Origin of the sequence: Paenibacillus sp. GCM10027627, from assembly GCF_042675505.1 — a bacterium.
Lineage (GTDB): Bacteria > Bacillota > Bacilli > Paenibacillales > Paenibacillaceae > Pristimantibacillus.
This window is the reverse complement of sequence record NZ_JBHTHB010000002.1, coordinates 423535-447187: the sequence shown is the minus strand read 5'-3', so window position 1 is coordinate 447187 and position 23653 is coordinate 423535. Positions and strand designations below refer to the sequence as shown.

Annotated in this window: 20 protein-coding genes; 14 read left to right on the top strand and 6 right to left on the bottom strand. The window is 50.3% G+C overall.

The features are described from left to right. Positions 1-11: 11 nt before the first annotated feature. From citZ to ACFQZE_RS10010, 9 genes are all read left to right on the top strand, one after another. Positions 12-1124 (top strand): citrate synthase, encoded by a 1113-nt coding sequence (citZ, locus tag ACFQZE_RS10050; RefSeq protein ID WP_379356351.1) that lies wholly within the window; start codon positions 12-14, stop codon positions 1122-1124. A 172-nt stretch (positions 1125-1296) separates the two neighbouring features. Next, positions 1297-2592 (top strand): NADP-dependent isocitrate dehydrogenase, encoded by a 1296-nt coding sequence (gene icd / locus ACFQZE_RS10045; protein ID WP_379356349.1) that lies wholly within the window; start codon positions 1297-1299, stop codon positions 2590-2592. Positions 2593-3017: 425 nt separating this feature from the next. Beyond that, on the top strand, positions 3018-3962 hold the full coding sequence (gene mdh / locus ACFQZE_RS10040; RefSeq protein WP_379356347.1) for a malate dehydrogenase: 945 nt from the start codon (positions 3018-3020) through the stop codon (positions 3960-3962). A gap of 99 nt (positions 3963-4061) precedes the next feature. Then, positions 4062-6224, top strand: coding sequence for a DNA helicase RecQ (recQ, locus tag ACFQZE_RS10035; RefSeq protein WP_379356345.1), 2163 nt, complete (start codon positions 4062-4064; stop codon positions 6222-6224). Positions 6225-6442: 218 nt separating this feature from the next. Then, complete coding sequence (locus tag ACFQZE_RS10030; RefSeq protein ID WP_379356343.1) at positions 6443-7345, top strand: helix-turn-helix transcriptional regulator; 903 nt, start codon at positions 6443-6445, stop codon at positions 7343-7345. A gap of 12 nt (positions 7346-7357) precedes the next feature. Then, the gene (locus ACFQZE_RS10025; protein ID WP_379356341.1) at positions 7358-8179 is read left to right on the top strand and encodes an NAD(P)H-binding protein; all 822 of its coding nucleotides are present in this window, start codon (positions 7358-7360) and stop codon (positions 8177-8179) included. A gap of 276 nt (positions 8180-8455) precedes the next feature. Next, positions 8456-8881: a hypothetical protein gene (locus ACFQZE_RS10020; protein ID WP_379356339.1), complete on the top strand. Its 426-nt coding sequence runs from the start codon at positions 8456-8458 to the stop codon at positions 8879-8881. A 31-nt stretch (positions 8882-8912) separates the two neighbouring features. Further along, positions 8913-9869, top strand: coding sequence for a sugar kinase (locus ACFQZE_RS10015; RefSeq protein ID WP_379356337.1), 957 nt, complete (start codon positions 8913-8915; stop codon positions 9867-9869). 2 nt (positions 9870-9871) lie between these two features. Further along, the gene (locus tag ACFQZE_RS10010) at positions 9872-10654 is read left to right on the top strand and encodes a DeoR/GlpR family DNA-binding transcription regulator (protein ID WP_379357014.1); all 783 of its coding nucleotides are present in this window, start codon (positions 9872-9874) and stop codon (positions 10652-10654) included. 377 nt (positions 10655-11031) lie between these two features. Here the strand turns inward: ACFQZE_RS10010 and ACFQZE_RS10005 are convergent, their stop codons facing one another. The 3 genes from ACFQZE_RS10005 to nagB all read right to left on the bottom strand — a co-directional run bounded on the left by ACFQZE_RS10005 (position 11032) and on the right by nagB (position 13740). Further along, positions 11032-11469 carry a hypothetical protein gene (locus tag ACFQZE_RS10005; protein WP_379356335.1) on the bottom strand — a complete coding sequence of 146 codons (438 nt, stop codon included), beginning with the start codon at positions 11467-11469 and terminating at the stop codon, positions 11032-11034. Positions 11470-11820: 351 nt separating this feature from the next. Further along, positions 11821-13014, bottom strand: a complete 1194-nt coding sequence (gene nagA, locus ACFQZE_RS10000) for an N-acetylglucosamine-6-phosphate deacetylase (protein WP_379356333.1) — start codon at positions 13012-13014, stop codon at positions 11821-11823. Continuing rightward, positions 13015-13740: a glucosamine-6-phosphate deaminase gene (nagB, locus tag ACFQZE_RS09995; protein ID WP_379356330.1), complete on the bottom strand. Its 726-nt coding sequence runs from the start codon at positions 13738-13740 to the stop codon at positions 13015-13017. Between the two features lie 279 nt (positions 13741-14019). On the opposite strand from nagB, the gene fni reads away from it, so the two are divergent. Next, a complete protein-coding gene (gene fni / locus ACFQZE_RS09990; protein ID WP_379356328.1) occupies positions 14020-15087 on the top strand; it encodes a type 2 isopentenyl-diphosphate Delta-isomerase in 1068 nt (355 codons plus the stop codon). Between the two features lie 108 nt (positions 15088-15195). Here fni and ACFQZE_RS09985 read toward each other — a convergent pair whose 3' ends face one another. From ACFQZE_RS09985 to ACFQZE_RS09975, 3 genes are read right to left on the bottom strand one after another with little or no spacing between them, the layout of a single operon-like run. Next, the gene (locus tag ACFQZE_RS09985; protein WP_379356326.1) at positions 15196-16287 is read right to left on the bottom strand and encodes a Ger(x)C family spore germination protein; all 1092 of its coding nucleotides are present in this window, start codon (positions 16285-16287) and stop codon (positions 15196-15198) included. After that, positions 16284-17384 (bottom strand): hypothetical protein, encoded by a 1101-nt coding sequence (locus tag ACFQZE_RS09980; protein ID WP_379356324.1) that lies wholly within the window; start codon positions 17382-17384, stop codon positions 16284-16286. The genes ACFQZE_RS09985 and ACFQZE_RS09980 overlap by 4 nt, the downstream gene beginning before the upstream one ends. Next, the gene (locus ACFQZE_RS09975; protein WP_379356322.1) at positions 17381-18712 is read right to left on the bottom strand and encodes a spore germination protein; all 1332 of its coding nucleotides are present in this window, start codon (positions 18710-18712) and stop codon (positions 17381-17383) included. Before ACFQZE_RS09975 ends, ACFQZE_RS09980 begins: the two co-directional genes overlap by 4 nt. A 194-nt stretch (positions 18713-18906) precedes the next feature. On the opposite strand from ACFQZE_RS09975, the gene ACFQZE_RS09970 reads away from it, so the two are divergent. The 4 genes from ACFQZE_RS09970 to ACFQZE_RS09955 all read left to right on the top strand — a co-directional run bounded on the left by ACFQZE_RS09970 (position 18907) and on the right by ACFQZE_RS09955 (position 23031). Next, the gene (locus ACFQZE_RS09970; protein WP_379357012.1) at positions 18907-19644 is read left to right on the top strand and encodes a class I SAM-dependent methyltransferase; all 738 of its coding nucleotides are present in this window, start codon (positions 18907-18909) and stop codon (positions 19642-19644) included. Further along, positions 19641-20675 (top strand): MBL fold metallo-hydrolase, encoded by a 1035-nt coding sequence (locus ACFQZE_RS09965; RefSeq protein WP_379356320.1) that lies wholly within the window; start codon positions 19641-19643, stop codon positions 20673-20675. The genes ACFQZE_RS09970 and ACFQZE_RS09965 overlap by 4 nt, the downstream gene beginning before the upstream one ends. 210 nt (positions 20676-20885) lie before the next feature. Then, positions 20886-21860, top strand: coding sequence for a class II fructose-bisphosphatase (gene glpX, locus ACFQZE_RS09960; RefSeq protein ID WP_379356318.1), 975 nt, complete (start codon positions 20886-20888; stop codon positions 21858-21860). Between the two features lie 130 nt (positions 21861-21990). Further along, positions 21991-23031, top strand: a complete 1041-nt coding sequence (locus ACFQZE_RS09955) for a serine hydrolase domain-containing protein (RefSeq protein ID WP_379356316.1) — start codon at positions 21991-21993, stop codon at positions 23029-23031. The last annotated feature ends 622 nt before the right edge of the window (positions 23032-23653 follow it).

The window sequence follows — 23653 nt, the reverse complement described above, 5'->3', positions numbered from 1 at the left end:
GAGAGAGAACGATGACAGCAACAAAAGGTCTGGAAGGAATCGTCGCGGCAACGTCGTCCATCAGTTCTATTATTGACGGAGTACTGACGTATCGCGGCATTGACATTGACGATCTTGCAGAAAACGCTTCTTTCGAAGAAGTTGCCTATCTGCTTTGGTACGGAAAGCTGCCTAACCGTTCTGAACTGAGCGAGCTGCAAAAGAAGCTCGATCAATACGCTGAGGTTCCAAACGCTGTCCTGGAAGGACTTAAGCTGTATCCGAAGGATGCCAATTCCATGGCTGCGCTTCGTACCGCAGTATCGAGCCTGGCTCTTTACGATGAGTCTGCAAATGACATGAGCCCTGAGGCTAATCAGTTGAAAGCGATTAAATTGCAAGCTCAGCTGCCTACAGTAGTCGCTGCATTTGCCCGTATTCGTGAAGGCAAAGAGCCGATTGCGCCTAAACAAGGCGTTTCCGTTGCGCACAACTTCCTCTACATGCTGACTGGCAAAGAACCGGCAGACGTTGCAGTGAAGGCGCTTGACCAAGCGCTCGTACTCCATGCCGACCACGAGCTGAACGCTTCCACGTTCGCCGCTCGCGTAACGGTTGCTACGTTGTCCGACATCTACTCCGGCGTTACTTCCGCTATCGGCGCCCTCAAGGGACCGTTGCATGGCGGAGCTAACGAAGCTGTTATGGTTACTCTTGAGGAAATCGGATCTTCCGCGAATGTGGAGAGCTACATCAATAACGCGCTTGCCAACAAAGTGAAAATTATGGGCTTTGGACACCGCGTTTACAAAAACGGCGACCCGCGCGCGAAGCATTTGCAAAAGATGTCCCGCGAGCTGGGCAAGCTGACTGGCAACATGGAACTGTACGAAATGTCCATTAAAATCGAAGAGCTTGTAACAGGCCAAAAAGGGTTGAAGCCAAACGTAGACTTCTACTCGGCATCCGTATACACCGCTCTTGAAATTCCGCGCGACCTGTTTACGCCGATCTTCGCAATTAGCCGCGTATCCGGCTGGAGCGCTCATATTCTTGAGCAATACCAAGACAACCGCTTGATCCGTCCTCGTGCGGATTATGTAGGTCCTGTCAACGCAAAGTACGTTCCAATTGACGAGCGCTAATTATTAATTCAAGGAAAAAGAAGAGGCGGGTGCAAGCTTGTTCTCTTCTGTTTCCTTGCTTAAGCTATTTAAGTTCATATTGTTTACGAAACCGAAATGAATTTATTGCGTAAACCACTTTCGTAGAAAACGTTTACAACAGCAATTAAACTTTTTTAGGAGGAATTTATTCATGTCCAAGTTCGAAAAATTCGCCCTGCCGACAGAAGGCGAGCAAATCACAATTGATAACGGTGTTCTTCAAGTTCCTAACAATCCGATTATTCCTTTTATCGAGGGCGACGGAACGGGCCGCGACATTTGGCGCGCTTCCAAACGCGTTCTAGACGCGGCTGTTGAGAAAGCATATAGCGGCTCCAAAAAAATCGCTTGGTACGAAGTATTCGCCGGCGAAAAAGCGTTCAACGAATATGGCGAGTGGCTGCCTGCCGACACGCTGACAGCAATCCGCGAATACATCGTTGCGATTAAAGGACCATTGACTACGCCAATCGGCGGCGGCATCCGTTCCCTGAACGTTGCGCTTCGTCAAGAGCTTGACCTGTACACTTGCTTGCGTCCAGTTCGCTATTTCAACGGCGTACCTTCCCCGGTTAAACGCCCTGAGCTGGTTGACATGGTTATTTTCCGTGAAAACACAGAAGATATCTATGCGGGCATCGAGTACCAAGCAGGTTCTGAAGCGGTTAAAAAAGTAATCGCGTTCTTGCAAGAAGAAATGGGCGCAAACAAAATTCGTTTCCCTGAAACATCCGGCATCGGCATTAAGCCAGTTTCTTCCGAAGGTTCGAAACGTCTTGCTCGCGCAGCGATCGAATACGCAATCAAACACGGCAAAAAATCCGTTACGCTTGTACACAAAGGCAACATCATGAAATTTACAGAAGGCGCGTTCAAAAACTGGGGCTACGAAGTGGCTGAGCAGGAGTTCGCTGAGCAAACTTTCACTTGGGGCGAATATGACCGCATTAAAGAAGCAGAAGGCACTGACGCTGCTAACAAAGCGCAAGCAGACGCTGAAGCAGCTGGCAAAATCATCGTGAAGGACGCTATTGCGGACATCGCGTTGCAACAAGTATTGACTCGTCCAACTGACTTCGACGTTATCGCTACGTTGAACCTGAACGGCGACTACCTGTCCGACGCTCTGGCTGCTCAAGTAGGCGGCATCGGCATCGCTCCGGGCGCTAACATCAACTACTTGACTGGACATGCTATCTTCGAAGCAACTCACGGCACAGCTCCTAAATATGCGGACAAAGACGTTGTAAACCCTGGTTCCGTTATTTTGTCCGGCGTTATGATGCTTGAGCACTTGGGCTGGCAAGAAGCGGCTGACCTGATCTATAAAGGCATGGAAACATCCATCAACAACAAAACGGTAACATACGACTTCGCACGTCTGATGGAAGGCGCTACTGAAGTGAAATGTTCTGCTTTTGCTGACGAAATCATTAAGAATATGTAGGAGGGGTTCCTACGGCCCTTTTTCGAATTCTTTTCGAACCCTCCCAAACCCTCCCTTCCAAGGGAGGGCCCCAAGGCGCTGCGCCCTCTGGACTCCCGCATGAATAACGTCGGTGGGAAAGAGGAGCGCGTATGTGCGGTGGGGAGAGGCTGATGTCCTTTAGGACATCTTGGCCGAGAGAGGTTGAGATGAGTGGACAACCATTGTGATAGTGATTGATTAATGAGAAGACCATTGATTAATGACAACATCATGGATTAATGAGAAGACCATTGATTAATGACAGAGGCTACTGGTCAACCAGAGTTGAATTGGGTTGTTTACTGCAAACTATATGGGATAAGTACAGAAAATTTAGATCAAATGCGGGAGAGCCTATGGCTCTCTTTGCGCTTAAGACAAACTATTTTTGGGAGGCGTTTGGAATGGCTATTACTCGCAAGAAGATTACGGTTGTAGGCGCTGGTTTCACAGGCGCAACGACGGCGCTCATGCTGGCTCAAAAAGAACTCGGTAACATCGTTTTGGTCGATATCGCTCCATTGGAAAATCCGACTAAAGGCAAAGCGCTGGACATGCTGGAAGCAACCCCCGTTATCGGAGTCGACGCAAACATCGTCGGTACATCCAATTATGAAGACACCCGGGATTCGGATGTCGTCATCATTACGGCCGGTGTAGCGCGCAAGCCAGGCATGAGCCGAGACGATCTTGTGAACACGAATGCCGGTATCGTGAAATCTGTTTGCGAAAATGTAAAAGCTACTAGCCCAAATGCCTACATCATCATTTTAAGCAATCCGGTCGACGCCATGACCTACGTGGCTTACGAAGCACTCGGGTTCCCAAAAAATCGAGTGATCGGCCAGTCCGGCGTCCTCGATACTGCCCGTTACTGTACCTTTATTGCACAAGAACTGAACGTGTCGGTTGAAGACGTTCGTGGCTTCGTTCTTGGCGGTCACGGCGATGACATGGTTCCACTCGTACGTTATTCCAATGTGGCAGGCATCCCGATCGAAAAGCTTATTCCTGCCGATCGGATCGAGGCAATCGTTCAAAGAGCCCGCGTCGGCGGCGGCGAAATCGTAGGTCTGCTCGGCAACGGCAGCGCTTATTACGCTCCAGCCGCAGCGCTTGTGCAAATGACGGAAGCCGTTCTAAAGGATAAGAAACGAATTATTCCGGTTATCGCTTATTTGGAAGGCGAATACGGCTACAATAACCTGTTTATGGGCGTTCCTGCCATCATCGGCGGAGACGGCATCGAAAAGGTCATTGAGCTGGAGCTGACAGCAGATGAGAAGGCCGCGCTTGATAAATCCGCAGAATCCGTTCGCAACGTGATTGGGATCGTACAAGGCGGATAATGAATGGATTCATTAAGATTTGGATTGTAAGGTACGGGAGGACCCTGACATTTTTGGATGCCAGGGTTTTTTCCATTCTAAAGGAAGGGAGGCATTGTCATGGGAAAAGCTCGCCAGCTGTTGAAGGACATTTATGGATACGATTCTTTCCGCAAAGGACAGGATGAAATTATCGACGGTATCGTTCAAGGTTTCGATACGCTCGCTATTTTGCCGACAGGGGGCGGTAAGTCCATCTGCTACCAAATTCCGGCGCTTCTGCTGCCGGGTACGACGTTAGTGATTTCGCCGCTCATTTCCCTCATGAAGGACCAAGTCGACAGCTTGCAGCGCGTAGGCGTTGCGGCCGCCTTTTTGAACAGCTCGCTGGGGGCGGCTGAATATCGGGATGTGCTTCGGGCGGCCATGAACGGGGAATATAAGCTGCTGTATGTCGCTCCCGAGCGGTTAGATGCCCCCATGTTTCAAACGCTGTCGGAACAGATGCAAATTCCGCTCATCGCAATCGATGAAGCGCATTGCGTTTCCCAGTGGGGGCACGATTTCCGTCCGAGCTATCGACAGCTTGCAGGCTGGATTGGCAAAATGCCGAATCGGCCGCTTGTTGCCGCGTTTACGGCGACGGCGACCGAAGAGGTCGCGGATGATATTTGCCATATGCTGAAGCTGAATAACCCGCGCAAATATGTAACAGGTTTTGCAAGACCGAATTTGTCCCTTTCCGTTGTGAGCGGTGTGGACAAAAAGAGGTTTTTGAAACAGTTTGCAGCGGAAAGAGAGCATCAATCCGGAATCGTATATACCGCCACGCGCAAGGAAGCGGAAGAGGTTTGCTCTGCGCTGCAAGGTTTTGGCATCGTTGCGGGCAAATATCACGGCGGCTTGTCAGATGCTGAAAGAGCGGAGACGCAGGAGAAATTCCGGTTTGACGAGGTGCGCGTCATGGTCGCGACCAATGCGTTCGGCATGGGAATCGATAAGCCAAACGTCCGTTATGTGCTCCACTGGCAAATGCCGGGAGACGTGGAGTCGTACTATCAGGAAGCGGGAAGAGCGGGGCGAGACGGAGAGGAGAGCGAATGTATTCTCTTGTTTGAGCCTGCCGATATGCAAGTGCAACGCTTTTTGATTGAGCAAGGGATGGGTGATCAGGATCGCAAGTCGATCCAGTTATCGAAGCTGCATACGATGATGAATTACAGCCGTACCCAGCGCTGCTTGCAACAGTTTATCGTCGATTATTTCGGAGAAAGCGATGTGCCAAACTGCGGGAAATGCAGCAATTGCCTCGACAAGAGCGAGCCGGTAAACCGGACGGAGGATGCCAAGATGGCCCTTTCTTGCGTCGGCCGAATGAAAGGCCGGTTTGGGGTAATGATGGCTGCGAAGGTGCTGAAAGGCTCGCGTGACAAAAGGTTGCTGGAGTTCGGACTGGATCGGCTGACGACTTACGGTTTAATGCGCCATTTGCCGGAGAAGGAAATTGCGGACTGGCTGTATTGGCTTGTAGCGGAAGGATATATGCGGCTTAGCGAAGGCCAATATCCGACGGTTTCCCTGACGGCGAATGCGCTGCCCGTACTAGAGGGCAAAGAAGCGATTACGCAGCGAGTGCGAGCTACTGTGCGCCAAGCAAACCTCGATCCGTCGGCAGCTTCGTCGCCGCTGTTTGAAGCGCTCAAACAATGGAGACGGCTGGAGGCCGCGAAGGAAGGCGTGCCTCCGTTTATGATCTTTTTTGATGCGACGCTCCGGGATATTGCAAACGCCAGGCCAGCTTCAATTGACGATCTTATGGACGTCAAAGGGATCGGCGCTGCCAAGGCGGGCAAATACGGAGAGGGGCTTCTGGCGGTTATTGCCCCGTTTGCAGAGGAAGAGGGCGGCAGGAGTCAATCGGCTAACGTTGCTCGACCCCGAACGGCTGCAACATCCAGAGGGGCTTCTGGCGGCGATGCGCCAAGCCACGTTCAATCTCTCCAGCTGTTCAACAGCGGTTTAACGCCCAAAGAGGTAGCCGCAAGCAGAGGATTCAGCCAAGTCACCGTCGAAGGCCATATTATACGGGCCGCAAGCGAAGGGCATGAGGTGGATTGGGATAGAATCGTGCCTCCACATCAAGAAGGCATCATTTTGGAAGTAATCGAGCGTGTAGGATCGGAACGGCTTAAGCCTATTAAAGATGAGCTGCCCGGCGATGTAGCTTATTTTGCGATACACGGTGTGCTGTGCAAACATGGCATTCCTTCCGGCTCCAATTAAAGGACGAGATATAAGGGACACAAATACGAGGCCAGAAACAGCCTCCGTGGATTCAAAAGGTCATGAAAAAAGATGAGGCGAAGCTTATTGCTTCGTCTTTTTTTTATGCAAAAAGTTTAAAAAGCGATTTAAATACTGACACACTAGCTGTCATAGTTTGGGCCTTAATATGGTCGTATGGGAGATAGGAAAAAAGGCTGCGGAAGGGAGGGGGAACGTTGAAATGGGATCGTCTGCTCGGCATTACGATGGAACTGATGACCAATAAGCGTGTATCGGCGACAGAACTGGCTGCGAGATTCCAAGTATCGGTACGCACCATCTATCGGGATATTGACGCGATTAACGAAGCGGGCATTCCCGTCGCTTCTTATTCGGGGACAGTCGGCGGGTTCGAGCTTATGGACGGTTTTTATTTATCGAAACAGCATTTCTCTATCGAAGATTTTATAGTTATGTACCAGCTTTTGAGAGGGGGGGATAACACCGGCGGAAGCCAAGTTGTTTCGCTGATTCATAAGCTGGGCAGCTTGCAGCCGAGCCTCTTGCAAGGGTTGGGGCAACCTTCTTACTTGCTGGACATTAGCGCGGCAGAGGAAGAAAAGGATGATATCGGGCCCCTGTATGAAGCCGTTCAGCAAAAACGGATCGTTTCGTTTTCATATGCCAATTCGGCAGGGGAGGAGACGGAGCGGCAAGTGGAACCTTCCCGGCTCTATTGGGAGCGGGGGTGGTGGTATTTGGAGGGCTATTGCTTGCTTCGGCAAGCGAAGCGGTGTTTTCGAGTTTCCAGAATCGAAGGGCTCGTTTCCTTAGAGGAACATTTTGCAGAGCGGGAAAAGGAACATCGTCCTCATGTTTGGGAAGAAAGAGGAGGCCTTGCATTCCAGGCGCATTTGAGGTTCGAAGATACGAGCCAGCCGCGAGTTATTGCTTGTTTTCCGGGGCAGTGCATGCATCATGGAACCTATATCGATGTTCATACCGTTTTTTATTCCATGGCTTATGCGGTATCGGTGGTTTTAAGCTTTGGCTCGGCCGTTTCTATACTAGCACCGGAGGATTTGAAAGAACGATTGGTTAAGGAAGTTGAGCACATTCAACTGAAATATAAAAACTAGGAGGAAATTGAAATGACGATTTTAGTGACAGGCGCAACGGGAACCGTTGGCAAACATGTCGTGAGTCAGCTTTTGGACAGAGGGGTGAAAGTGAGGGCGGTTACCCGCAGTCCGGAGAAGGCGCAGTTTCCGGCGGGCGTAGAGGTGGTCAGAGGCGATCTTACACAGGCAGAGACGCTGCAAGAAGCGTTGCAAGGGGTGACGGGCATTCACCTCATTGCGGCCAGCATCGACGGCTATGAATCTTGGAAAACAGATCCCAATCTGATCGGACTCGCGGCGAAAGCGGGGGTGGAGCGGGTATCGGTGCTTGTTTCTTACGAAGAAGGCGCGCTTGAAACGACGTTGATGGAAAGCGCAATGCAATGGACGCTGCTTAAGCCCGTCGAGTTTATGGCGAATTCAATCGTCGACTGGCAGCAATCGATCAGCAAGGAAGGAATCGTTCGCGAGCCCTTTGCTTCCGTCCGCAGCTCCAGAGTTCATGAGGGGGACATTGCCAGCGTGTCGATCACCGCGTTGCTCGAAGACGGTCATCATGGGCAAAGCTACTATTTAACGGGTTCTGAAGCTCTGTCGCGCAAGGAAGCGGTGCAGGTTATCGCTAATGCGATTGGACAGCCGATCGAGTTCCAAGAGTTGAGCGAGACGGAAGCCCGATTGAGATGGCAAGAGCAGGGCTATGACGAGGAGTCGATCGAGTTTTTTGTTCAAATGGGCAAAAATCCGCCGGAAATCGGGTATACCATACTTCCTACGGTGGAGCAGGTAACGGGACGCCCAGCGAAAACGTATGCGGAATGGGCGGAAGAGCATAAAACGTTGTTTATGTAAAAAATTAATCTTCCTGTAAGGTTGCTCTCAGGTTTTATTAATAATTTGTCCCTATACTATGAATTAACAACCCCACTCTTTAAATACAAACCACTTGAGCCCGCATTGATTGCGGGCAATTTTTTTTGAGTTCCTTTAATAATCAAGGGCGCCAGCTTATTCTTTTGCCCAAAAAAACACTCGAAAACAACGGATGTTGGTTTTTGTTCATTTGAAAAATATGCGGATTCTGATAAACTATTTAGTATAGGTAAAAATGAAACAGGAGGAATAGAAATGTTTGGAGCTATGATGTTATTGCATGTTCTTGGAGCTGTCGGAATGGGATTTTATATTGTATTGCCCATTATGCTTGGCGGGGCTTCCAAGGCGGAAGGAAACGGACAAGCGGGTCTGGCGGGAGGACTTCTCTCCGCAAACCGGATTGCGCAATATTTTTTGATCATTCAATTGCTTACAGGCGGTTATTTGATGGCGCAAGGCGAATACGCTGTCATTTGGATGATTATTGTAACGGCATTGTTCCTTGGCATCGCTGCTGTCGGGGGCATAGTGACGAAGCCGCTTAAGCTGGTGGTGTCCTCGATTCAAAACGGGCAAAGCGCTTCGGCTCATATCAACAAAGCAAAAGTGCTTAGCCTTGTTGTCCTTGTTCTTTATGTGGCTATGATCTTTTTTATGGTAAATCCGATTTTTAAATAAGAATAGAACGGGTAATTGGGAGGATTAAGTCGTGCATGAAGCTTCACCTCAAATTGTAACGTTCGGGGAATCCATGGCGCTGTTTATGCCCGAGGAGCACAAGTCCATCGAACGTGCCGCAACGCTGGAGCAAAGCTTCGGCGGAGCGGAAAGCAACGTGGCGATCGGTCTTGCCCGATTAGGTTCGTCCGTCGGCTGGTTCGGTGCGCTAGGCAACGATCCGTTTGGCAAGCTTATTTTGAAAGCGCTGCGCGGAGAAGGCGTCGATGTTTCCCGCGCCAAACTAAGCGGAGATGCGCCTACGGGCATGATGTTCCGCGAGCATGTGGCGGGCAGGCTGGCCGTCCATTATTTCCGGAAGGGTTCCGCCGCCAGCAAGATGGTGCCGGAGAACCTTGATGAAAAGTACATTCAAGGAGCTAAGCTGCTCCATGTAACAGGCATTACTTGCGCGATTAGCGAAGAAGGCCGCAAAACCGTTCGCCGTGCCGTCGACATCGCCAAAGAAGCAGGTGTGAAGGTCAGTTTTGACCCGAATTTGCGTCTGAAGCTTTGGTCGATTGAGGATGCGCGCGAGACGCTGTTGCCGCTCGCTGCGGACGCGGACTATTTTCTGCCCGGCTGGGACGAGCTGAAATTGCTGTACGATACGGATCATTACACCGAAATCAAAAGCCGTTTGGACGAGCTTAAAGCGATCAGCATCGTAAAAGGGATGGGAGACGCCACCGTTGTGCTGGACAAAGGAACGGAAGTTTCCGTCCCCTTTTACCCGGCGGATCAGGTGGTCGATACGGTTGGTGCGGGCGACGGCTTTTGCGCCGGTTTTTTGGCGGGCATCATGAAGGGCATGAGCCCCGTTGAAGCGGTCCGTCTGGCTAGCATTAACGGCTCGCTTGTCGTGCAAATGCGCGGCGATTGGGAAGCGCTGCCGGAATGGGATATCGTAGAGCAGCGGATGTCGTCCAAAGCGTGGGTGGAACGTTAATGATGGCGGATGCGAACGGATCCAAAGGGCAACGCCGCCGGGATGCGATTTTGCAATTGCTGAAGCAGCAAGGGCGGATCACGATCACGGAGATGGTCGAACGCTTTGGCTGCTCGGAAGCAACGGCTCGGCGGGATTTGGAGCAGATGGAGGGCGTTTATCCCGTCATTCGCACGATAGGCGGAGCGATGTACGACGGGATGGGCACGATGAGAGAGCTTCATTTTGCGGAAAAAGAAGGTTTGTCCATTCTGGAGAAGGAAAAGATCGCCGCGCTTGCGGCTTCTTTGATCGTCGAAGGCGATGTCATCGGCTTGTCCGGTGGGACAACCAATTTTTTGTTGGCTAAGCTGCTTAAGCCGCGCAAAGGGATTACGGTCGTGACCAATGCCGTCAATATTGCGATGGAGCTGGCTGGCAGCCAAATTCAAGTAGTTGTCACTGGCGGAATTATGCGGCACAACAGCTTTGAGCTATGTGGTCCGCTTGGCGAAGGAATGATCGCTCAGCTGCATATCGGCAAGATGTTTATTGGCATTGACGGGATTTCGGCTACGGGTGGCATTTCCAGCTACTCGGAAGCGGAAGCGCAAAGCGCCAAAGCTTTAATTAAACGCTCGCAAGAAACGTACGCTGTATTCGATCATACAAAAGCGAATCGAACTTCTCTGTTTTCGCTGGCTGCCATTTCGGAGCTGAAGGCCGTTATTACGGACTCATCGCTTACCGGTGAGCTTGGGGCTGAATTGAAGCGTCATCATGTTTCGATTTATGTAACGGATTAGAATAAAGACTATACAACAAGCAAAGCGGTGACCGGAGGGGAAAACACTTTAAAAAAGTGGCTCCTTTCCGGTTTTTTTGCGTTTTTTTTAAAGGGTTAAATGACGTAATTTAGAGGGGCTAGATTGAAAAATAAGGGACTGTCACTCTCGTAAGTAGGTTTGCTTGATGAGACCGCTCGCATGTTTAAAACATAAAAACCCGCAAGAGGGGCACTTTTTTAAGTGTCTATCTTGCGGTTCGCAGTTGCTCTCATTCATCCCTGCATTGCCATTCCTGTTTTTGGTCTATAGCTATCTTCTTGAGCAGATGGTTAGCAAGCGAAAGCTATTGACCTTCAAGGCTTGCTTTCGCAACCCAATATCCAGAAGGGGCTTCGTTAGGCGAGCGCTCTAGTGGTTTCTCGCACAACTAAATGTTCAAAAGGGGGCGTCGCGAGCGCTCTAGTGGTTTCTAGCACAACTAAATGCTCAAAAGGGGGAGCTGCGAGCGCTCTAGTGGTTTCTGGCACAACTAAATGTTCAAAAGGGGGAGCCGCGAGCGCTCTAGTGGTTTCTGGCACAACTAAATGTCCAAAAGGGGGCGTCGTGACCGCTCTAGTGGTTTCTGGCACAACTAAATGCTCAAAAGGGTGCGTCGCGAGCGCTCCAGTGGTTTCTCGCACAACTAAATGCTCAAAAGGGGGAGCCGCGAGCGCTCTAGTGGTTTCTCGCACAACTAAATGTCCAAAAGGGGGAGCCGCGAGCGCTCTAGTGGTTTCTCGCACAACTAAATGTCCAAAAGGGGGCGTCGCGAGCGCTCTAGTGGTTTCTCGCACAACTAAATGTCCAAAAGGGGAGCAGCGAGCGCTCTAGTGGTTTCTGGCACAACTAAATGTTCAAAAGGGTGCGTCGCGAGCGCTCTAGTGGTTTCTGGCACAACTAGGCGGACTTCTCAGTCATGTTTGTGCATGGGTACATTTTTCACCAAAAAGGAATTTCCCAAAGACACCGAAGGATAAGCCTGTCCCACATTTGGAGCCAAAAAAGCCTTCAACCCCAGCGCTACAGCGGGTTTGAAGGCTTCTTTAAATAGGACACGAGGGGATAGAAAAGTCAAAAATGACTTTTGGGACAGTCCCTTTCGTTAAAATCAATTAAACGACTCCCAATCGATGAGCAGTCTCTCACTAATTTGCGCTGAATACCGATCGTCCTTGCACCCAAGTACGTTCAACGTTCAACTGCGCATCCGCCCATACGAGGTCGGCCTGCTTGCCGACTGCAATGGAGCCGGTCTCTTCGAAAAGGCCAAGCTCTCTGGCTGGGTTGCCGCTTGCGAACCGACTTACGTCGACGATAGACAGCTTGGTGTTGTTCAGCATAAAACGAACCGCGCTAATCATCGTTAAGCTGCTGCCTGCCAAAGCGTTGCCTTCGCGCAAACGCGCCGTGCCGTTTTTGACGACGACAGCCAATCCGCCCAGCTCATAATCGCCGTCCGGCATACCCGCCGCTTCGATGGCATCGGTCACAAGGACGACGCGGTCAAGCGGCTTGGCTGCAAGCAGCAAAGCGATGGCAGCAGGATGCACATGCTCGCCGTCCGCAATAATTTCCGCATAAATCCGGTCGTCCGTCAATACGGCGCCGAGTGTGCCGGGCTCGCGGTGATGCAATCCCTTCATCGCATTGTACGTGTGAACGGCATGAGAGAGCCCCGCGTCGGCCGCTGACTTTACTTGCTCGTACAAAGCATCCGTATGTCCGGCTGCGGCGACGATGCCGTTTGCAGCCATCCAAGAGATGCTCTCAATAGCGCCCTCTTTCTCCGGGGCTAGAGTAAGCAGCTTAACGAGTCCAGGATGGCGCTCGTTCCATTCCTTCAGCCAGTCGAGCTGAGGAGTGCGGATAAAGGCCGGATTTTGCGCGCCGGGCCACTTTTCGCTAATGAACGGGCCTTCCAAATGAACGCCAAGCAGCGGCGCATAAGGCATTTCCTTTTCCCGATAGGCGGATACGGCATTCAGAACGTCGTCAATCGCCTCTTTTGAAGCGGTCATCGTCGTCGCCAGCATACCTGTCGTGCCATTCGAGGCATGGAACTTAGTTATGCGATCATATTTGTCGCCGTTTGCGTTCATAAAATCTCCGCCGAAGCCTCCATGAACATGAACGTCGATAAAGCCAGGGAGCAGCCAGCCGCCATTGCCGTCAATGCTGTCGCCCGACTGGTTTCTATCCAGTATAGCGTCCTGGCTTAGCTGCTCTGCAAAAATAGAATCGATGCGTCCGTTTACGACGCGTACGCTGCCTCTGACAACCTCATTCTCAAGAACAATGTTAACGTTATGAATGTTCCAGGACGAAGCGTTGTTTGACATCTACTCCAGCATCCTTCCGGCTTCGCGATCAAGCAGAACGATAACCCGCGGATGTGTCTGCAGCAAAGAAGCAGGCACTTGAGTCGTAATCGGTCCGGTCAAAGCCTCTTTTACAATTCGGGCCTTATCGGAACCGCGCACAACAAGCAGAATCGTATTGGCTTTCAAAATGGAGCCAACACCCATCGTATACGCCTGAGTCGGCACTTCGTCCATCGAAGCGAAGAAGCGGGCATTCGCCTCGCGCGTTTCTTCCTTCAGCTTCACGACATGCGTACCTGCCGACAGATGATCATCAGGCTCGTTAAAGGCAATATGTCCGTTATGCCCAAGGCCGAGCAATTGAATATCGGCCGGACTCGCATCAAGAAGAGCATTGTAGCGAGCGCATTCCGCTTTCGGATCATCAGCCATTCCGTCCGGCAAATGAGTGCTTCCGGCAGGGATGTCGATATGAGAGAACAAGTGCTGATTCATATAATAGGCGTAGCTTTGATCGTTGTCCGGCGTCAATCCGGCATATTCATCCAAGTTATAGGTAGTGACGCCGCTGAAGCTCACTTTTTTATTTTTATAGTTCTCTACTATTTTGGCATAAATCCCGATAGGTGTCGATCCTGTCGCAAGGCCAAGCACCGCGTTAGGTTTTTCGTTGATTAGTGTAGTATAAAGCTCCGCTGCGTATTGATCGAGCTCTGCCGATGTTTCAAAAATTTTAATTTCCATTGGTTCTGCCTCCCATATAGTGTGTTGAAAGTCCAGATTAATCGCTTATCCGTTATGATTTAAGTGTATATGAAAACCGTTCATTTCACAATAATTTTGATTGATCTTTTCAAATATTTGATCGAAAAAATCATGTGACTAGATGAAGACGTTGAAGCGAAATGCGGGCGTTTATGCTATGCTAGTCCATAGTGATTAGAAGTAGTTTGGGTGCAAAAGACGGGTGGATGAGGATCAGCCTGTACCTACCATCGGCTCAGCGCAACAGGAGGTAAAGAAATGGGGCACAACTTTGAAAATAGAGGGTTTCCAGATACGTCGAAGCGCAAGGAAGAGCATATTCGTATTTGCCTTCAGGAAGAGGTAAACGGAATCGGCATTTCGACGGGGCTGGATTCCTATCGATTTAAACATAACGCGTTGCCGGAGCTTTCGTTTGCAGAAGTAAGCCTAGAAACGGAATGGTTTGGAAAGCCGCTGCGGGCGCCGTTTCTTGTCAGCTCTATGACGGGCGGCACGGATGAGGCCGGTGCCATAAATCGCCGCTTGGCCGCTGCCGCAGAGGAAAGAGGCTGGGCCATTGCCCTTGGCTCGATGCGCGCAGCGATTGAAAAGGAAGAGCTGGCCGGCACATTCAACATTCGCGGCGTTGCGCCGACTGCCCCCGTCATCGCCAACATTGGCGCCGTTCAATTAAATTATGGTTTTGGCGTCGAGGAATGCGCAAAGGCAGTGGATTTGGCGGAGGCCGATTGTCTGGTCCTTCATTTGAATGCGATGCAGGAAGTGTTCCAGCCTGAGGGGGATACCGATTTTGGCTCATTGCTGGGCCGAATTGAAGAGGTTTGCAAGGCGCTTTCCGTCCCCGTTGGCGTTAAAGAAGTAGGCTGGGGCATCGATGGAGATACGGCCGTTCGGTTAAACGAGGCGGGAGTCGCATTTATTGATGTTGCCGGAGCCGGCGGCACGTCTTGGAGCCAAGTGGAGAAATTCCGCGTTTCCGATCCGCTCAGAAGGACGGCGGCGGAAGCTTTTGCCGATTGGGGCATTCCCACGTCCGACAGTTTGCTGGAGGTGCGGGACCGCTTGCCAGGCGCCAAGCTCATCGCCAGCGGCGGATTGCTTACCGGCGTAGACGCAGCCAAAGCGATAGCGCTCGGAGCCCACCTTGCAGGGTTTGGACGGACGCTGCTTCCCGGGGCGGCTCAAGGAAACCTTGATTGGTCGGTTCAGCAGTTGCTCCTTCAATTCGAGAGAATGGAGTTTGAGCTGAAGGCGGCCATGTTTGGAATCGGTGCGGGAACGATATCGGATTTGCGGGGAACGAAGCGGATTATTCGAAAATAAAGCTAAATCCAAAAGGCAAGCCTCTGTTCGCAGTGTACAGAAGGCTTGCCTTTTTTTAACGCTGCTTACTTTGTATATTGCATATCCTTATTTGTATATTGCACGTCCTTATTTGATTAACCCCGTCCCTTCAATTTTCACTTTGGTGTCGACTTCAAATTTGACATGAGGGTAAATTTCCTTCCATGCTTCCATGCTGTTTTCGCTGTGATGGCTGGCCCGATAGCGAAGCCCGAAGCCAAAAGGATCAATTCCGGCCTTCTGTATCTTCTTGAGCAGCTTAAGGGAGGCCTCCTCGTATTCTTTTCCAAGCTGCTCTTGTATCGGCCCCCAAGGCTTGTCAAAAAGACCATCCGGGGCTTCCTCAAATACAACTTCCATGTTTATGTTCATGACAACCTTTGTTTCGTTCCCTTGCGATTTGATGCGAAAGCCCGAATGCAGCCGATTGATGGCGATGACAAGCGGAGTTCCTTTAAACATCCCGTGCATGGACGCTTTCGTAAAATGATCCGACATCTGATTGAATAACTGGGTTTCCGCAGGCGAAAGCACAAGCTTAATTTTGGACTCGTCGAACAGGGCGACCTGATTGATAATGTAGCTGTCTTTTCTATGGTTGGTAATGATCGCGAGGGCGGGGTCGAGCCCTTCTTCGGAAACCCTTCGCGCAAGTCCCGAAAGCGTCTCCGCATAGTTGTAGGAAGACTCTGTGCCGTCGGCGCCGAACGAAAGCAGGAGCGCATTTCCGGGATAGCGTTCGGAGACGGGCTGCACATGGAGAATGGCTTCCGCGTCGGGCTTGCCTACGGCAACGGTCGCTACATTTTGAATGTCTCTTCGGCGCAGCATCCAGTCGATCAAAGCGGTTATATCCTTTTGAGCCAAATCCTCGCCCAGAACGAACATTTTGCAATGGCCGAAATCCAGCTCTTTGTCGACGTACGCTTTGAGCATACGGATTCCTTCGGCGATGCTTGGAGCGTCTATCGTTTCATATTGAATTTTGGAAGCGCCGGGTTCAATTTTGGGGGACGGGATGGCGAGCTGCAGCGTAATGCGGTACGGTTTGTTTTTGTTGCCGGACAAATCTACACCCGTGCCGACAACGAAAAAACGTTTGTCGATGTCTTTAAAGCCGCAGCCTCCTACCATAAGGACCACCAGCAACCAGGCTGCCCAGCGAACCGTTATTTTCATTCCGGGCGCAGCCTCCTTCGGCTAAGGATAAAGATCATTACAACGGTTACGATTTCGGCGAACAAGCGGACAATGAGCCAATAGGTCGTAATGATGTAATTGATTTTTTCATTCGTTACGATGTAGTAAATGACGCAGGCCGCCGCAAAAATACCCATAATGACGTAATTGGATATGGGAGCTTTCGGACTGTCTATCTCTGGTTTGTATTTGGGAGAGCAGTTTTTGACGTATTCCATCGCATGATGCCAGCCTGACATCGTATAAACAAGGGTAATATTCAAAAAGATGAGGAGAAACAGGAACATGACCCTTTCAATAAAGCCATATTGCATTGATAGCGAATCCGAAGTTACTGCCCATAAGTAAATGTAGCGGTCCACCCCTTCTGTTCCATGAAAGCCAATGGGTACAAAAAAGGTGACAAGCAAAATAATAAAGCCGAGTATCGGATAAACCCAGCGAAACTTAAAGCGGAAATTGGGCGGAAAAAGCCGGTTGACTAGCGCCAAATTAATATATCCCGTAAAGATAAACGTCGCTGCGGCAATCGTAGAGACGACAGGCATTTCGGTCACATAGTTGGCCACGACGCGTATCGCGTCGAAATTGAGCTGAGGGCTCCGCACCATTTTGAACAAAACAAAAAAGGTAAGCGGGGCATTGACAATGACGCCAATTTCGAGAATGAGAGTAACGGTTAGCGTCGAACGAGTTGCCGCATAGCCGCTTGCGAGAACAAGAATGATCAATATGACCGTTGTGCTGGCATCAGGGTTGAAAAAGCGGTTGATCAGCACGGCATATGCGACCGCTACGATAGTGGAGGAAAACCACCACATGACCACATAAAAAAGGAGAAACGCCGACACGACCCCGCTTGGAAAATGAAGCTTCAAAATGTCCGGCACGGCCATTCCGGGATATCTGGCCATTGCGCTTGTGAACATATAAATCAAAACGCCTCCGATAATCGGGGCGATTAGAAGTGAAGCGACCGCGCCGTCAAACCGGTATTCCACTAAATGATGCGGAACATAAAGCATCAAGTTAATGATGCTGACGATAATAAAGTTGTAGAAAAAGTAACGGTTCATTTGACTCTCACCTGCCCGATATCGCCTTCGGCGGGATTGATCTTGCCGTGAAGACGGAAGTAAGGCTTACCGAAGCTTCTAAGATTGCATAAATAAGCGACGTATACGAAGAGGCCGAAAGCCACTCCCGAGATGCCAAAAAAGACGGAAGCCAATATAAGCGGATATTTCAAAAAGCGGATGGCAAATGAAAGCGAATTGACTGGAATGACAAAGTTGGAAATCGCAACGACGGACGTGACGATAATCATAATACTGCTCACGAGTCCAGCTTGTTGAGCGGCTTGACCTAAAATTAAACCGCCGACCGTAGTTGCGGTCGAGCCGATATAGCGGGGCAGGCGGGTACTCGCCTCAATCAGCGTTTCAATCATAAACAGCATAATGAGCACTTCCACGAAGGAAGGGTAAGGAACGGCGGAACGGCTTGCCGCTATCGAGAAGGCGAGCTGGACGCGGAACAGCTCCGGGTTGTACGACACGACCGCAATGTAAAGGGCGGGCAGCGTTACGGTGAGGATGATAGCGGTATAGCGGATAAAAATAAGAAAGCGCGTCATCCAATAAGCCTCGTAATTATCTTCGATCGCATGCATGAAATCGAAAAAAGTAACGGGCATAATGAGGCCGAACATGCTTCCTTTAATTAAAATAATGACTTTTCCTTTGCCAATCGCTCTCGCGAGTCGGTCCGGCCTTTCTGTAATCAGAATGGTCGGAAACAGATGCCGGCGCTTGCCGTTCAGAAGCTTCTCCAGCTCGCCTGCGGCATGAACGATATCGACACTGATGGAGCTGAGCTTTGACCTTACATTGTCCAGCACCATAGGATCGACATGGCGCTGATCGTACATGACGATCAGTTGTGTCCTCGAGGTGTAGCCGACTGTAAACTCCTCAAGGCCAAGCTCCGGTGACGGATACATGGTCCGCACTAGATTAATGGACTTGTTGAGATCCTCGCTAAGCGCTAGCTGCGGGCCTTGTATGGCGCTTTCTACTTGCGTTTGAGGGCTTGGGTTGCAAATGACGTTTCCGGTAAAGAAGGAGTAAATGCGATCATCCGATTTAATAAGCACGTTGCCCCGCAGCAGCAGATCCTGCCATCTGGCAGGGTCTTGCACTTCCAAATATTCCGGAATTCTTTTTATCTGATCGCGATAGGACGTCTCTTCTTTCATAAATGGAACGGTAATAAAATCGCCGATCATTCTTTCGTCGCATAGCGGCGCTATAAAAGCGATCTCGATCGTCATTTCACTATTTTGCAGCGTATAGGTTTTTAAATCGGATGCTTCGGCAAACAGCAATTTGATTCTCTCGTTCACGCTATCGCACCTCCTGCTCATTTATTTTGTTATCCCGGTTTATACCGCACATCATTTTCCATAGTTTGCGCCAAGAGGCAAGGAATATGCTAAGATAAGTAATTAGATGAAATGCATCCGAACAATGGGAAATGAAAGGAAGCCGGCTCGAAGTGATTAAACCTTGGTATGAACAAAGCTTTGGAAAAGACTATATGGTCGTTTACAGACATAGGGACCTGGAGCAGGCAAGCCGCGAGGTGCGCCAAATGACAGACTTGCTCGCACTGCCGACGGGCGCCTCCGTGCTGGATATCGGCTGCGGCATGGGCAGGCATGCCCTTGCGCTTGCGGAGGCTGGATTTCAAGTGACCGGCGTTGATTTGTCGCGCGCATTATTGGAAGAGGCGCGAGCTCATGACAGCTGCGGCAAAGTAGAGTGGCGGCAGGGCGATATGAGGGAGCTTCCTTTCCCGGACGGCTCATTCGACGCAACGGTCAATTTATTTACTTCCTTTGGATATTTTTCGTCTGAGGGAGACAATGTGAACGTGCTCCGTCATATTCGCAGAGTGCTTCGCCCGGGAGGGGCCTATCTTATCGATTTTTTAAATCCGCTTTATGTAGAACGTCACCTGGTTCCAAAATCGCAGAGAGTAGACGAGGAAAGCGGATTGCACATTTTGGAGGAGCGTACCATTTTGGACGGCTGGGTGCAGAAGGCCATTACCGTTCAGGAGGAGGCGGCTCTGCCAGAAGCAGCCTTGTGCGAGGCTGATCCCATGCTGATTAGAAAATATTTGGAGCGTGTGAAGCTTTATCCGCTTGATTGGTTTCAGGAGCAACTGCTGAATGCGGGTCTTGACCTCAATAAAGTGTACGGAAATTATGATGGCAGCCCTTATGACCGTGAGTGCTCACCAAGAATGATTATGGCGGGCAAGGCGCAATGACGGCGCAGGTCGTTGCACTGCCGGGCGGCTGGCTGCAAGTCAAAGTGCCGCTTCCATTTTCGTTGAAATGGGTCAACAGCTATATCGTTCCGGAGCGCGGCAGGGTTACGGTCATTGATCCCGGTCTTGGAACGGATGAAGCTAGGTCATTATGGGACGAAGTGCTGTCTTCTTGTCATTTGAAATGGCCGGATATAAAAAGAGTGCTGTTAACTCATCAGCATCCCGATCATTACGGGCTTGCCGGTTATATGCAGCAAAAAAGCGGCTGTCCCGTTTATATGACATCGCGGGCGCATCGTTACGCGCTTAGGTTATGGGAGGAGGACAGTACGTTTGCCGATGACCTGCGAGAGCTGTATGTGCCGCACGGCATGCCGGAGCATTTGATGGACGCCATCGAAAACAACTTATCGGGATTCGTTAGTCTTGTATCTCCACAGCCGAAAGTAGACTACTTTGAGCCGGGAGGCATATTGGAGCTGGGCGGCGCGTCATGGGAAATCATTGATGCTCCAGGCCATGCGTTTGGCGGTGTTTGCTTATACCAAAGGGAGACTCGCTGGATGGTGTGCGGAGACCAAGTGTTGCCGCGCATTACGCCGAATGTAAGCGTCGTACCGGGTGAGGAAGCGGATCCTCTCGATTATTTTTTGAATAGCCTTGCGGAACTGAGATCATATGAGGTCCATTATGCCCTACCCGGCCATCGAGATCCTTTCGATCGCTTCAAAGAGCGGATTGAAGAGCTTTTGGATCATCACGCCCGGCGATTAAAAGAGATGGGGGAGCGGCTGGCAGAGCAGTCCCAAACGGCGTTTGCGCTATGCGAAGAACAGTTTGGGAAACATTTAAGAGAAAATCCGCATAATTTAAGATTTGCCATGTCGGAGACGCTCGCTCATCTTTATTTTTTGGAGCAGCGGGGCATAATCGTATCCGATCGTCAGGATGGTTGTATCGTTTATCGGAAACCGACGGGTAGTGCCCACGCAACGGGATCGGCAGGCAATTGGAATTCAATAGATTGAGCGTAAAATGGGAAGAGAGACAGCGGTCTTTTCGCTGAAAGGGGATAACCTTTCATGCGGGAGGCCGCTTTTTATGCTTTAAGTAGTCTTTTTTTCGCTATAGACAATTATTTATTGCATCATATATAAATATATGATACATATTTAATTGAATAGAACGTACTAATAGACATTTTGAAAGCAGCTTACATGAAAAAGGGGAGTTTGTGCATGGAGAGAGAACTGGCTTTGGAAATTGTTCGAGTAACGGAGCTTGCCGCACTTGCCTCTGCGCCTTGGATGGGTCGCGGCGATAAAAACAGTGCGGACGGAGCGGCGACTTCTGCGATGCGCGCCATGTTCGACTCCGTGTCGATACGCGGAACGGTTGTAATTGGAGAAGGGGAGATGGATGAGGCCCCTATGCTTTATATTGGCGAGCAGGTAGGGAGCATGCAAGGGCCGGAAGTGGATGTTGCGGTTGATCCTTTGGAAGGGACGGAAATAGTCGCCAAAGGGCTTAACAATGCGCTTTCCGTCATTGCGGTAGCTGGCAAAGGGCAGCTTCTTCACGCTCCTGATATGTATATGGAGAAGCTGGCTTACGGGCCTGCGCTTGTAGGAAAGCTGAAAATAACCGACTCGATGGAAACGACACTTACGAAAGCGGCAGAAGCGCTGAACAAAAAGGTGTCCGATTTAACCGTCATGATTTTGGACCGCACTCGTCATGAATCGATTGTGAAGGTTTTGCGCAAAGTCGGTGTCCGGATCAAATTTTTGTCCGACGGGGATGTCGCAGGAGCTATGGCGCCGGCGTTCCCGGAAGCGGGCATTGATTTGTACGTTGGCTCTGGAGGGGCGCCGGAAGGGGTGCTCGCTGCCGCCGCTTTGAAATGTATGGGCGGAGAATTGCAGGGCCGGCTTATGCCGTCCGATTATTTGGAGTATGAGCGATGTATGGCCATGGGCATCGAAGACCCTTACAAAGTGTTGACGATGGACGATATGGTCGGGACAGAAGATGTTATTTTTGCAGCAACTGGGGTTACGCCTGGCGAATTTCTTGGCGGTGTGCGCTATTTTCCCGACGAGCGGGCGGAGACGCATTCCATTGTAATGAGGGCAAAAACGAAGACGATTCGGTTCATCCGAACGGTACATTATTTGCCCAATAAGCCGATGCTGCGTCAGAATGAAGGTTAGAGCGGTTTCGATTATGCATAGCATAAAGCAGCTATTGTGCTCATTTTAAAAGGATAAACTCCCACTTCCTATAAGGGAACATACGTTCTATAATGGAGCATGTGTCTTTTCATAAATGGGAGAGTGCGAGATGGATAGGCTAAAAACTAACGCTTTAGAGGGAATGAAAAAGCATAACGTTGTCGGATTCAGCATGACGCTGTGGGATGAATTTGGAACGGCTGCCACGAGGAGCTATGGCTTTCTTGACGCGGAGGGGAGGGAGCCGGTTCAGGCGGAATCCCGGTTTAATGCTTGCTCTATTAGTAAAATGGCTGCCGCTTTGCTTGCTATGAAGCTTACAGCAGAGGGGAGAATCGGACTTGACGACCCTGTCAACGAAAGGCTTCAAGGATGGAAATGTCAGGTCGGCCATGCCGGAGATGAAGGCAGAATTACGCTTAGGCAGCTACTGAGCCATCATTCAGGCATTAGGGATGGAGAGGACAGCTTCGATATTGGGAGGGATGATGCGCCCCCTCCAAGCATGACCGATATATTGCGGGGGAAGACCGTTTATATGTCACAGCCGATTGTGGTCGGTGCGGAGCCGGGAGGTGCTTTTCATTATTCAGATGCGGGATATTGCGTTGCGCAAAAGTATATGGAGGATTGCTGCGGCAAGCCGTTTGACGTGTTAATGTCCGAAAAAGTGCTGGAGCCGCTCGGCATGTCGCTCAGTTCATACGAAAGCTCCCTGTCCATTGCTGCCAAGTCTGGATATGCGTCCGGGCATGACCGAACGGGCACACGTACGGAGCCGCGCTATCCCTGTTATCCTTTTGCAGCCGCTGCGGGGCTTTGGTCGACGCCTTCTGATTTGGCCAAGCTTGCTATGGAAGTGATTCAATCGCTTAGAGGAACAGGGAAGCTTGGGCTGTCCAAGTCACTTGTGGAGGAGATGCTGACTCCACAGGGCCAAACGGATTTTGCCGGATTAGGGTTGTTTTTGAGCGGGCAAGAGGGCAGGCGTATCGTGTCTTCTTATGGCTGGGGAGTCGGCTTTCAAAGCATGATGGTGTTTTCTCCCGAATTGGGCAAAGGAGCGGCCTTGATGCAAAATACGGATACGGGCCGCCACCAGAGAGAAGGTTTAATTGGCGAAATGCTTGAAGGTTTGGGCTGGACATAAGGTAGGGGAACCTCAACTTCATAGATGTACGGAAAAAGAAGACACTCTCGTCATTGACGGAAGTGTCTTCTTTGCTGTTTTATTTAATGAGTTTTACTGCTCCAAAAAAGTGGAGGAAGTAGAAATTCCATGGACGATTGGATCGGATCCGATCAGGATCGGCCAGAATGACTTTGGGCTTAGAAGGCTCTGGGTTTGCTCCCCTTCAATTGCAGGATATATATCACAGTAATGATTTGTACAACGATTTGTACAATTTTTAAAATGATGAGCATCAAGACGGTATTGACGATTATCATATACGTGTAAGTGATAGACGTTGTAAAGCCGCAGGCAAATTTATATAGGAGCTTTATTTTTTCGTGCTCAAACAGGCGTGCGGAGTGAAATAGTGTTGCCAGAAACAACTAAACACGCTCAAACAGGCGTGCGGAGTGAAATAGTGCTGCCAGAAACAACTAAATGTGCTGAAACGGGTGTGCGGAGCAAAATAGTGGTGCCAAAAACAACTAAACACTCTCAAAAGGTGTACGGAGCAAAATAGTGGTGCCAAAAACAACTAAACGTGCTCAAACAGGTGTACGGAGCAAAATAGTGGTGCCAAAAACAACTAAACGTGCTC

Bases quoted from the DNA above. Each gene is read 5' to 3' on its own strand.
- citZ (WP_379356351.1), top strand. From the start codon at position 12: ATGACAGCAACAAAAGGTCTGGAAGGAATCGTCGCGGCAACGTCGTCC.
- icd (WP_379356349.1), top strand. From the start codon at position 1,297: ATGTCCAAGTTCGAAAAATTCGCCCTGCCGACAGAAGGCGAGCAAATC.
- mdh (WP_379356347.1), top strand. From the start codon at position 3,018: ATGGCTATTACTCGCAAGAAGATTACGGTTGTAGGCGCTGGTTTCACA.
- recQ (WP_379356345.1), top strand. From the start codon at position 4,062: ATGGGAAAAGCTCGCCAGCTGTTGAAGGACATTTATGGATACGATTCT.
- ACFQZE_RS10025 (WP_379356341.1), top strand. From the start codon at position 7,358: ATGACGATTTTAGTGACAGGCGCAACGGGAACCGTTGGCAAACATGTC.
- ACFQZE_RS10020 (WP_379356339.1), top strand. From the start codon at position 8,456: ATGTTTGGAGCTATGATGTTATTGCATGTTCTTGGAGCTGTCGGAATG.
- ACFQZE_RS10010 (WP_379357014.1), top strand. From the start codon at position 9,872: ATGGCGGATGCGAACGGATCCAAAGGGCAACGCCGCCGGGATGCGATT.
- nagA (WP_379356333.1), bottom strand. From the start codon at position 13,014: ATGTCAAACAACGCTTCGTCCTGGAACATTCATAACGTTAACATTGTT.
- nagB (WP_379356330.1), bottom strand. From the start codon at position 13,740: ATGGAAATTAAAATTTTTGAAACATCGGCAGAGCTCGATCAATACGCA.
- fni (WP_379356328.1), top strand. From the start codon at position 14,020: ATGGGGCACAACTTTGAAAATAGAGGGTTTCCAGATACGTCGAAGCGC.
- ACFQZE_RS09985 (WP_379356326.1), bottom strand. From the start codon at position 16,287: ATGAAAATAACGGTTCGCTGGGCAGCCTGGTTGCTGGTGGTCCTTATG.
- ACFQZE_RS09980 (WP_379356324.1), bottom strand. From the start codon at position 17,384: ATGAACCGTTACTTTTTCTACAACTTTATTATCGTCAGCATCATTAAC.
- ACFQZE_RS09970 (WP_379357012.1), top strand. From the start codon at position 18,907: ATGGTCGTTTACAGACATAGGGACCTGGAGCAGGCAAGCCGCGAGGTG.
- ACFQZE_RS09965 (WP_379356320.1), top strand. From the start codon at position 19,641: ATGACGGCGCAGGTCGTTGCACTGCCGGGCGGCTGGCTGCAAGTCAAA.
- glpX (WP_379356318.1), top strand. From the start codon at position 20,886: ATGGAGAGAGAACTGGCTTTGGAAATTGTTCGAGTAACGGAGCTTGCC.
- ACFQZE_RS09955 (WP_379356316.1), top strand. From the start codon at position 21,991: ATGGATAGGCTAAAAACTAACGCTTTAGAGGGAATGAAAAAGCATAAC.